This window comes from Maridesulfovibrio ferrireducens (assembly GCF_900101105.1).
GTDB classification, from domain to species: domain Bacteria; phylum Desulfobacterota; class Desulfovibrionia; order Desulfovibrionales; family Desulfovibrionaceae; genus Maridesulfovibrio; species Maridesulfovibrio ferrireducens.
In genome coordinates this window covers 152,255-163,593 of the sequence record NZ_FNGA01000003.1, presented here as the reverse complement: position 1 = coordinate 163,593, position 11,339 = coordinate 152,255, and the positions used below count along the sequence as shown (strand labels likewise).

General features: G+C 43.6%; 9 protein-coding genes. 5 read left to right on the top strand and 4 right to left on the bottom strand.

Annotated elements, in window-relative coordinates; genetic code table 11:
- The first annotated feature begins 167 nt into the window (after positions 1-167).
- The 4 genes from BLT41_RS09985 to BLT41_RS09970 all read left to right on the top strand — a co-directional run bounded on the left by BLT41_RS09985 (position 168) and on the right by BLT41_RS09970 (position 3,372).
- On the top strand, positions 168-665 hold the full coding sequence (locus BLT41_RS09985; protein WP_092160756.1) for a lactoylglutathione lyase family protein: 498 nt from the start codon (positions 168-170) through the stop codon (positions 663-665).
- A gap of 132 nt (positions 666-797) precedes the next feature.
- Positions 798-1,493 (top strand): FadR/GntR family transcriptional regulator, encoded by a 696-nt coding sequence (locus BLT41_RS09980; protein WP_092161610.1) that lies wholly within the window; start codon positions 798-800, stop codon positions 1,491-1,493.
- A gap of 25 nt (positions 1,494-1,518) precedes the next feature.
- A complete protein-coding gene (locus BLT41_RS09975) occupies positions 1,519-2,316 on the top strand; it encodes a sulfite exporter TauE/SafE family protein (RefSeq protein WP_092160754.1) in 798 nt (265 codons plus the stop codon).
- A gap of 45 nt (positions 2,317-2,361) precedes the next feature.
- Positions 2,362-3,372 (top strand): alpha-hydroxy-acid oxidizing protein, encoded by a 1,011-nt coding sequence (locus tag BLT41_RS09970; protein ID WP_170830357.1) that lies wholly within the window; start codon positions 2,362-2,364, stop codon positions 3,370-3,372.
- 1,021 nt (positions 3,373-4,393) lie between these two features.
- On the opposite strand, the gene mgtA is transcribed toward BLT41_RS09970, so the two are convergent.
- The 3 genes from mgtA to BLT41_RS09955 form a co-directional block, all read right to left on the bottom strand.
- Entirely contained in the window at positions 4,394-6,922 is a 2,529-nt protein-coding gene (mgtA, locus tag BLT41_RS09965; protein ID WP_092160750.1) for a magnesium-translocating P-type ATPase, read from the bottom strand.
- A gap of 243 nt (positions 6,923-7,165) precedes the next feature.
- Positions 7,166-8,026: a DNA polymerase III subunit delta' gene (locus tag BLT41_RS09960; RefSeq protein WP_092160748.1), complete on the bottom strand. Its 861-nt coding sequence runs from the start codon at positions 8,024-8,026 to the stop codon at positions 7,166-7,168.
- A 2-nt stretch (positions 8,027-8,028) separates the two neighbouring features.
- The gene (locus BLT41_RS09955; RefSeq protein ID WP_092160746.1) at positions 8,029-9,309 is read right to left on the bottom strand and encodes an adenylosuccinate synthase; all 1,281 of its coding nucleotides are present in this window, start codon (positions 9,307-9,309) and stop codon (positions 8,029-8,031) included.
- A 209-nt stretch (positions 9,310-9,518) separates the two neighbouring features.
- Here BLT41_RS09955 and BLT41_RS09950 point away from each other — a divergent pair, with 209 nt between their 5' ends.
- Positions 9,519-10,991, top strand: coding sequence for an MltF family protein (locus BLT41_RS09950; RefSeq protein WP_244512243.1), 1,473 nt, complete (start codon positions 9,519-9,521; stop codon positions 10,989-10,991).
- Here the strand turns inward: BLT41_RS09950 and BLT41_RS09945 are convergent.
- Complete coding sequence (locus BLT41_RS09945; RefSeq protein ID WP_092160744.1) at positions 10,917-11,285, bottom strand: hypothetical protein; 369 nt, start codon at positions 11,283-11,285, stop codon at positions 10,917-10,919. The two genes, BLT41_RS09950 and BLT41_RS09945, sit on opposite strands and share 75 nt — an antisense overlap.
- Between the last annotated feature and the right edge of the window lie 54 nt (positions 11,286-11,339).

The following is an 11,339-nucleotide window of genomic DNA, read 5'->3' as shown; positions in this document are numbered from 1 at the left end:
TTCTGCGGGGGCTTTTTTTTAATACAATTTGACCTTTTAGATTTTCGGCAGCTCAAGTATGCATCATCTCCGTCGATTCCCTTTCAACCCAAAAATGTTCCTTCTTGTTTTAAAAAAAAATCGGGTTATCCTGTCTAAACACATCTCTAAAAAATAGGAGAAACACCATGACTTACCCAAGGACTTTTTCCCACATCGGTATAACTGTCACGGATATTGACCAAGCAGTTAATTTTTATACCGAAGTTATGGGGTGGTATGTAATAATGCCACCAACCGAAATTCAGCAGGATGAATCTGCCATCGGAATCATGTGCAACGACGTCTTCGGCAAAGGATGGGGCAGTTTTAAAATTGCCCACCTCTCCACCGGAGACAGGATTGGTATCGAATTATTTGAATTCCCCAACTCTGAACTCCGTGAAAACAACTTTGAATTCTGGAAGACAGGCATTTTTCACTACAGTGTTCAAGACCCGGATGTGGAAGGACTCGCAGCCAAAATAGTTGCCAATGGAGGCAAGCAGCGCATGCCCGTTCGAGAATACTACCCTGGAGAAAAACCCTACCGGATGGTATATTGCGAAGACCCCTTCGGAAACCTCGTTGAGATATATAGCCACAGCTATGAATTGAATTATTCAGCCGGCGCCTACCAAAAATAATCTAACCATCAAATTCCTAACTCAAAAGCCCCTTCAGCAATATACGCTGAAGGGGCTTTTTTATTGATTGATCAGCTAAACAATGCTATTGGTCTGACCAATTGCTTAATAATTAAATTGGTAGGACCGCTTATGGATATAAAAAAACAACAAAATCCGGTTTATGAATCTGTTGCAAAACAAATCACAGAATTAATTAAATCCGGTGAATTACAACAAGGGGATAAACTCCCCTCTGAGCGTAACCTTGCTGAAAAGTTCAAAGTTTCGCGTAGTTCAGTGCGCGAAGCCATCAAAGCACTGGTCCATAAAAATTTAGTTGAAAGTAAACGAGGCGATGGAACCTACATCTGTGCTCACATCGATGCCGACATTATTGAAGCATTTACTGAAGCCTTCGCTGATCAAAAAAAACGACTGAGTGACATTTTTCAATTCAGAAAAGTAATCGAACCTCAAATTGCGGCTTTAGCGGCAATTTCAATAGATGATGAAACTTTAAACCGCATGAAAGTAATTGTATGCAATCAGGAAATTAGAATCAGGTCAGGCCAAGGGGCCGGCGACCTTGATACCGAATTTCATCTTGAAATTGCGAAAGCCAGCGGCAACAGCATTTTTCCAGATATGATGGAGGCTCTCAGCAAAATTATAAAAGAGAGCCGCTCGCAGTCGTTGCAAAACACTACACGTCTGCAAAAATCTATGACAGCACATTTTGACCTTTTGAAGGCATTTGAAAAACATGATTCGGCCTTGGCGCAAAAAATAATGAGACAACATATCGAAGATGTTGAATCTGCGGCAACCGGGTCTGATTCACTATAAAAAGACTTAAAAAAAGGAATTAAACATGATTTCAACATTGCTGATTTTTGTAGTTCTTGGAGCTATTGCCGGGATACTTGCCGGACTTCTGGGTATTGGCGGAGGACTGGTCATTGTTCCAATTTTATACTTTGCTCTTCCCCAGCTCGGCATAACTGAAGCACAATTGATGCATGTCGCTCTCGGAACTTCACTGGCGACGATTATCTTCACGTCCATCTCCAGCATGCGTGCCCATAACTCACGCGGAGCCATCCGCTGGGACATATTTAAGACTATCACTCCCGGTATATTAATAGGAACGTTTCTGGGATCATGCTTTGCCGCATATTTAAACACAACCATCCTGAAAATCATCTTTGTTATTTTTCTTTACTATGTTGCTTCACAGATGTTGCTGGGACTCAAGCCTAAAGCTTCGCGTCAAGTTCCGGGAACATGGGGAATGTTCGGAGCAGGTAATGCTATCGGTGCAATGTCCAGCCTTGTAGGCATCGGCGGCGGAACACTTTCAGTTCCCTTTCTGACCATGTGCAACATCCCGATTCATACCGCAATCGGAACAGCTGCTGCCATAGGACTTCCTATCGCACTGGCAGGAACTGCCGGATTCATCTGGACAGGAATCGGAGTGCAAGGACTACCTGACTGGACTATAGGTTTTGTATATCTTCCTGCACTTATCGGAATTGTTTCAACAAGCATGCTGACAGCTCCTTTTGGTGCAAAACTCGCTCACAGCCTGCCTGTTGCAAAACTGAAAATGATTTTTGCGATTCTTCTTCTAGTAGTCGCAACAAAAATGCTGATCAGCCTTTTTTAAATTACTTTAATCTATTTATTACACTTAAATTCAGGAGTAATTACCATGAAATCAACTCGCGACAATGCCAGAGAATTAATGAAAGGCTATTGCAAAGTCTGTCCTGTCTGCAACGGAAAAGCCTGTGTCGGTGAAGTTCCGGGAATGGGCGGATTAGGCACTGGATCAAGTTTTAAAAATAACGTTAAAGCGCTGGCAGATATTAAACTGAATATGCGCACCATTCACGATTTTTGCGAACCCGATACCAGCGTAAACATCATGGGCTTGAAGCTTGATATTCCAGTCCTCGCCGCCCCTATCGGCGGAGTTTCATTCAATATGGGCGGAAAAATAGAAGAAATTGATTACATTTCAGCTAAACTTAAAGCCTGCGTCGCAAAAGGCATCATCGGTTGCACCGGAGACGGCGTGCCGGACTTCATTCATCAAAGCGGATTTACTGCCATTGAAGAAGTTAAAGGACACGGAATTCCATTTATTAAACCGTGGGAAGAAGCTGAACTGTATATGAAGCTTGAAAAAGCAGAAAAAACAGGCGCTAAAATCATAGGCATGGACATCGACGCGGCAGGACTCATTACACTGAAAAAAATGGGCCGCCCGGTTACACCTAAACCTATCAACAAACTGCGCTCCATAATTGAATCAGTAAATGCGGACTTCATACTTAAAGGAATCATGACCCCCGATGAAGCTAGAATGGCGATTGATGCCGGAGCAAAAGGGATTGTCGTATCCAATCACGGCGGACGCGTTCTCGACTCCTGCCCCGGCACAGCCGAAGTTTTGCGCGAAATATCAAAAGCCGTTGCAGGACAATGCGCCATCATGGTTGACGGCGGAGTCAGAACCGGAATCGATGTTCTTAAGATGCTGGCACTCGGTGCCGACGCAGTAATGATCGGACGCCCGTTCTCCATTGCCACCATAGGCGGATTACAAGACGGCGCTGAAAAATATATTGATCAGCTAAAATCTGAATTCACTCAGGCAATGGTTCTTACCGGCACAGAAAGAGCTGATTCGGTAAATTTTACAGTGTTATACACATAACAATCATCTAACTTAAATTATTACAAAAAGTACTGTATTAAAAATTCAGAATGTATTGACGCCGTCTTTTCAGAGGGGTATATTTAAATCAAAGGTAAAGGCAGCCATCAAAAATGGCTTTTTATCCAACCCCCAACGGGAGTGAGCTTAGCGTTGATATCACAATCCCATAGCGAGCCTGACATAGAGGCTCAACTTGAGGGGTAAGCCAAACGCGAGAGTTCTGTTAATCTCTCCTTTTGTGGGCCCGTGGAGAGATTAGAAACTGCCGGGTATCCGGCTTAGCGAAAAATCGGAACCCCTCAAAAACGGTTAAAACGCGTCTTCTGAGTCAACTTGGAAAAACAGATTTTAAACCCCCGATCGAAATTTCATATTTCGGTCGGGGTTTTGTTTTGGACTTTTTAGAACGGTAAAAACCAACTCCAGCTATTAATCACCGTTTCAATTAAAATCTTAAACTACTTATATTACATGCTTTTTTATTTACTCTCTAAAAAAGTCAAAAAATAATCAAAAAATAACATATTATTTGTTGACGACATTCCTCAACAAGAGTATTTTTTAATCAACGGTAGGAAAGGCCCTTAAAGAAGGCGTTTCTACTTAACCCCAACGGGAGTGAACCTAGCGTTGAAATCACATTCCCATAACAAGCCTTTATTAGAGGCTCAAGCCGAGGGGTAATCCTTACTGCGAGAGTTCTGTTAGAATCTCCTCTTCGGGCCCACGGAGAGACTGGAAACGGCCGGGCAATCCGGCACAGCGATTGAAAATGGAACCCCTCAAAGCGGTTATAGCGCGTATCTGGATAACTAGAAAAACAACAGATTTAAACAGTTTAAGTGGTTGAAAATCGGATTCTGAATAACTCGGAAAACAACAGATTTAAAACGATTTAAGAGTTTAAAACGCGTAATTAAGTAACTTGAAAAAGAACGTTTTGTTAACCCCCGATCAGGCCCATTTGCCGGATCGGGGTTTTATTTTGCGCAAGTTTAACTTTTCCATTCTTCCACTTCTACTCACTTATATTTCTATAAAACAGCTTCTTCGCATATTCTGCGCCCACAACATACAAAGCCACTATTATCCACATTGCCACCAAGAAACTGACTGGAAGGGGTTTAAACCCTAAAATAGGCGCAATGGGACTGTAAGGAAGCACATGAACAAGCGCAATTACAGCCAGAGTCGCACGGACAAGATATTTGCCCGGCTTACTTTTATAAAACGGAAGTCTCGTGCGGATAACCAGCACAATCATTGTTGCAGAAACAATTGATTCCAAAAACCAGCCTGTTCTGAACTCCTCAGGTGAAGCATCAAGAATATAAAGCAACACTCCGAACGTCATAAAATCAAAGACCGAGCTAACGATTCCGAAAACAATCATAAATTTTTTGATAAATTTAATATCCCAACGCTTAGGCCTATCAATGTTGCTCTGATCAACATTATCGGTGGCAATGGTCATTTCCGGCAAATCAGTAAACAGATTGGTAAGCAGAACCTGCTTAGGCAGCAAAGGCAGAAACGGTAAAAACAAACTTGCTCCGGCCATGGAAAACATATTCCCGAAGTTAGCGCTGGTAGCCATGAATACGTATTTAAGCGTATTGGCAAAAGTTTTACGCCCTTCTATCACCCCGTGTTCAAGCACACCGAGATCTTTTTCGAGAAGCACTATATCAGCGGTCTCCTTGGCAACATCAACTGCACTGTCGACAGAAATTCCCACATCTGCGGCCCTGAGTGCGGACGCATCATTAATTCCGTCGCCCATATAGCCGACAACCTCTCCCGCCTGTTTTAAAGCAAGCACGATGTCTTCTTTCTGATTCGGTTCAATTTCAGCAAAAATATTTACACCGCGCACGCGCTGAACAAGAGCTTCATCCCGCATTTGATTAATTTCCGCCCCGGTCAGAATCACTGGCTCAGTAAGCCCTATTTCATGACCGACTTTTGCGGCAATATGTCTGTTATCCCCGGTGATGACTTTTAGACTCACACCCAGTGCCTTCAATTTAGCTATATTTTCAACTATCCCTTCCTTCGGAGGATCCCAGAAAGCGAGAAACCCGATAAAGGTCATATCAACTTCATCATCTTTATTTATTTCAGCATCAACTGGAAATTCCCGCTTTGAAACACCCAGAATACGAAATCCCTGTCCACTGAACTCCTCAAATTTTGCCTGAACATCATTTACAACATCCGCAACATTCACAACACTACCGTCAGAAGTAACAGCCTTGGTGCATGAATCCAGAATATTACTCAGAGCTCCCTTAGTAATCATCATTGAGTGTGATTCTTTTTCGCGCCGGACCAGTACACTCAGCCTTTTACGAATAAAATCATAAGGAACTTCGTCAGTTTTGGTAAAATCAGAAACATCAAAAGACTCCATACCACGAATTGCTTCATCAATCGGGCTGATAAAACCAGTTTCAAAATAGGAATTCATATAAGCCTGATGCAGAACGTCTTCACTTTCTTCACCGTAAATATCATATGCGCCCTTAAGCCTTACGGTTCCATCAGTAAGAGTCCCTGTCTTATCCGAACATAAGACATTCATGCTCCCAAAATTCTCAATAGACGAGAGTCTGCGTACAATCACCTTATGCTGAGCCATGCGCTTGGCTCCATTCGCAAGGTTCACGCTGATAATAACGGGTAGAAGTTGTGGAGTCAGGCCAACAGCGAGAGCTAGTGAGAAAAGAAATGAATCCAGAATGGGCTTTGCAAAATATACGTTAAAAGCAAAAATCAAAACAACCAGAACCAAGGTTACTTCCATCAGAAGATAACCGAATTTTTTGATTCCCCTTTCAAACTCAGTTTCGGCCGGACGCAGTTTGAGCCGTTTAGAAATCTTACCGAATTCCGTATTGAGAGCAGTTGCTGCGACAACAGCCATCCCTTTACCGCTCATAACATGCGTTCCCATGAAAAGACTGTTCGATCTTGCGGCAAGGGGTGCATCTATGGCATGAGACTCTGTATCTTTTTCAACCGGGAAAGTTTCGCCTGTCAGTGCGGCTTCATTAACAAACAGGTCTCGTGATTCAAGGATGCGGCAGTCTCCGGGTATACCCTTGCCGGCATGAAGCTTTATAATATCACCGGGAACGATTTCATCAACAGGGATTTGAACCTGCTTTCCGCCCCGCAAAACATCCGCCTTTGTTTCAACGGTTTCAAGCAAGGACTCGACAGCACCTGCGGCTCCTTTTTCCTGCCAGAACCCAAGGAAACCACTGACAAAAACAATCACCATAATAATAATCGCATCGGAACTGTCACCAAGAGCAATAGAAAGGATTGCGGCACAAATAAGTATAATTATAATCGGGCTTTTGAACTGATCCAGAAATAACGAAAGGGAATTGTGGCGGGCTTCTTTTTTTAAAGTATTCGGACCGAATTGCTTAAGCCTGAGAGCAGCTTCTTCCTGACTTAGTCCTGCGGTACATGTCTTTAAGTCCTGTAGAACCGAACCAGAAGTTTTGCTCCAGAAATCTTTGCTGAATAAATCCATGATTATCCCCGCTCATTTGCAACCGTTAGCCCTGCTAAAAAGGGCATAGCAATACCATGACATAAATCTGATAAAAGATTCAAGCCACGAATCAATTGCAACAGGATTAAATGAAAAAGGGAGAAAGAATCATGAAAAGGAAAAAACTGTGCCCCTTAAAAGGGAGTCCAGAGGGCCGCGGGCCTTCTGGTCCAGCCGAAGGCGAAATTCTATAAAAAAGCCCGAAGGGCAATCAAACCTGAACTATCTTTTTCTACGAGGCATTGCGGCGGTGCAAACCCAGTCGAGAACTAAAGCGGGATTTACATTGTAATTCAGAGATTCCTGAGCCTTGCCCAAAACAAGATCAAGCCTGCGCAACCCTTTGGGATCGAAAAGACCCGAAAGAGCATTGGCGGCAGGAGTCAATTGCGGATTCATGAGAGCATTACGAAGTTCACGCTGACAGCCTAAGACGACTTTCAGGGCCTGCTCCTTATTGAGAGCACCTTTTGCGGAAGTCCTTGCAAACCAGCCCTGTCCAGAGCGCCAGAATCCCAGCATACCACTTACCCAGTCGGCAACTTCAGGACTATTCTGTGTTTCTGTAGGCCAAGCAAGAGTGATAACCCAACTGCGCGAAACTAAAGTTCCGAGCAATCTCTCCCGCTGAGGAGCGGTGAGAACAAAGACATTTCCGGGACGTGGTTCTTCGAGAGTCTTAAGGAGAGCATTAGCAGAATTACCGTTTAGATGCTGAGCTTCTTCAATAACGGTTACGCGAGTACCCCGGCCATGGGGCGGTTGGCCCCAGACCGAGAAATACTTGCGAACATTATCTACTGGAATATCCTGCTTTTCGACACCGTCTTCATCGACACGGTCAATAATCAGGAAGTCGTTAAAAGCGTTATCCGCAATCTGCAAACACGGCTTGCAAGTGCCGCAGGGAGTTCCCCCGCTTTCACAATTAAGCAAGCAAGCCCAGTAACGGGCCATATCGCGTCTGTCTTCGGCGGATCCGCCTTCAATCAACAGGCACTGAGGAGGCTGCAAAGCCAGCTTGGCAAATCTGGGCAGAACTATTTTCTGCCGCGAAGCAGTCTCTTGAATACCTGTAAACATAATTATCGTACTATGGTCTGAGCTCTGTCAGGACCGACGGAAACGATTCCGACTTTAACACCGGACAATTCTTCAATACGGGCAATATAATTTTTAGCAGCTTCAGGAAGCTCATCATAAGTGCGTGCACCAGTGATGTCTTCTTCCCAGCCGGGCATGCTTTCATAAACAGGTTTGACAAATGCCATACCGTTCTGCTCCTGCGGAGGATAAGAAATCTTTTCACCGCGATACTCATAAGACACACAAATTTTGAGTTCTTTGAGACCGGACAAAACGTCCAGCTTAGTAAGAGCAAATTCAGTGAGATCGCACAGACGTGCAGTTTCACGAATGATAACCAGATCGAGCCATCCGCAGCGGCGTTTTCTGCCGGTAGTTGCACCGAACTCATGTCCGTTTGCCTGCAAAGTTTCGCCGGTTTCATCAAGCAGTTCTGTAGCAAAAGGACCGCTACCGACTCTGGTTGTATAAGCTTTCAGAATACCGATGATACGTTCAAGACAGCGGGGGCCGCACCCTGCGCCGGCGGCAGCATTACCTGCAACAGTATTGGAGGAAGTAACAAAAGGATATGTTCCATGATCGATATCGAGATGAATACCCTGTGCGCCTTCAAAAAGGACCATTCCGCCAGCTTTGTTAACGTCCTGAATAACGGACGAAACATCTCCGAGAAAAGGTTTGATTCTCTCAGCGACAGGAAGAATGTCCTGATATACTTTTTCAGGATCAAGGGCTTCAACATTGAAAAGTTTTTCAAATAAAACATTTTTTTCAATAAGAGCTTCAACTATTTTTGCACGAAGCAGTTCAGGATCAGCTAAATCGGCGGCACGAATACCTATGCGGTTCATCTTGTCTTCATAACAAGGACCGATACCGCGACCGGTTGTTCCGATTTTACTTTCATCAGATTTGACAGATTCTCTACAGTTGTCCATCATTCTGTGGTAAGACATGATAATCTGTGTTTTTTTACTGATCATCATGCGTTCAGGAGAAACATCAATGCCCTTTGCGTTAAGGCCGTCGATCTCCTTAAGGAAAACTTCGGGGTCTAAAACGACTCCGTTCCCGATGAGGCATTTCTTTCCGGGATGTAAAACTCCGGAAGGAATAAGGTGCAGGATACATTGTTCGCCAGCGACCACGAGAGTATGACCCGCGTTGTTTCCGCCCTGAAAACGAACAATCGCGCCAGCTTCTTGAGCGAGCATATCCACGATTTTACCCTTACCTTCATCGCCCCATTGGGTTCCAACAATTACCGTATTCGACATTCCTAAAGTACTCCTTGGGCAGTTTTCTCAAACGGAAATCCGGCCCGTGAGAATTTTTCTGCAATTTGATGACTTGATAGTGACACTGCGTCTGACGTATAGATATAAAAACAATTCGTTTTACCGTCATCTTATTTCTCCCCTTGAAAAGGAAAATAAAGTATTTTGAACGGCAGACGGGTTTTTTGCGTAAAAAATCTTTTAGGACAATGTCAATACACTTAAGCAAATTAAATCGCCCAGAAAAGGGCACTCTGACACTTTTTTCACAACATATATCCAATATTATTGTATACTTAGTATGTTTTTACGCAATAATTAATTTATATTCATTTAAATATGACATCCCGCTTCCGCGCATCATACGCGTTGCGGCAGTCGACATCGAGCGTAATTTCCCCAAGCTTTCACCATGGGGACCGGGCTTTGACCGTGAAATCCTTGATGAATTCAGTAATTACACAGATGTAAAGCTTTTAATAACACCCTACCCTACACACAACAAGGCTTTTGAGGCTCTCCAAAAAGGAAAAGCTGACCTGATGCTTGCAAGCGGGTATAATCCAGAAAATTTCAAAAACTTTACTTCGATTAAAGCCGGCCCTGTTTACGAGCAAAGCCCAGCGTTACTATTACATAATATACGAAGATTCGAACTTAGAACTCCTTTCGAGCTTTGTGATCAAACTATTTTTGTGCCCAAACATTCTGGGCTTATAAAAATCTTCAAAGATCTTTCAGACTATTTGGTCTGTGCTCCGACCCTTATTACAAGCAATGATTCAAACCACTTAGACCCTCTACTTGAATTAAATGAAGATAAAAACTTCAGATTTCATCTGGTTGAAGCCGGAGCGTTCAAGCCCTTGCAGCCTTTTTTACACAAGCTAAGGGTCACCGACAACTTCGGAGACGATCTTGAATACCGATGGTATTGGCGAGATGACATTCAAGGTTTGACCGAAGTAACTGAAGATTACTGGCACTTAATTTCAACAAACGGAACTCTTGAAAATAAACGGGAAATATATTTCGGGTTCCTTCCCGACGAAACAGATTTCTATGACCTTTACTCTTTGCGTAAAGATATCCGGGAAAAACTCCCTTTTTATCGTAAATACATACTTAAAGCCGCAAAAAAGTATAATATAGATCCACTACTTTTAGCTGCCGTTATGTATCAGGAATCGCGTTTTGACCCTCTTGCCCGAAGTAAAACAGGAGTCAGAGGTCTTATGCAGTTAACAAAAAATACAGCGGACCTTATGGGGCTTACAAGCAGACTTGACCCCGAACAGTCAATTACTGGCGGGGCCAAATACTTAAGATTTCTATGGGATAAACTGGGCAGCCGCGATGTTGATGGGTGGAACCGTTGGCTATTCACTCTTGCGGCATATAATCAAGGACTGGGACACGTTTATGATGCAATTGAAATATCCGGATACCTAGGCAAATCATCCGGGACATGGCGATCTTTGAAACAGATATTTCCACTGCTGACCATGCCTAAATATCACTCGCAAACCCGCTACGGATACACCCGCGGGTACGAAGGAGTCGATTACGTAGACAGCATCCGCTACTATTATTATACAATGAAAGGACTAGCTATCCTTCCTGGGCTCGAAGCTGAGTACCTTGCGCCTTTTACTGTCGCCCCCCCCGCTGTCGGGCCCTGATTCAGACTTTAAACCTTTATCTTCTTCTTGCTTCATGGGGATAAAATCCGGCCTCGGCGACATAGATTCCGGCCCGCAAGATTCTGCCCAATGATAATTAAAAAGCTGATTTTTAAGCCGGATAGCCTGTATCATGCCAAAAACAACTGCTGCTTCTTCCCACTTTCGAGTAGGTTCGAACTCAGCAACGATGGCTTCATATTTGTTCCAAAGCCCTGTCAAAGAAGCTTCATCATAAGCGTTAAGCTGCTTTGCAAGTTTTAGCAGAGCTTTTTCCATATAACCTTCAGACATATTCTCTCCAGATTAAAGTAGTGACCGAAGTTATTAAAAAAATATAGAGTTTTA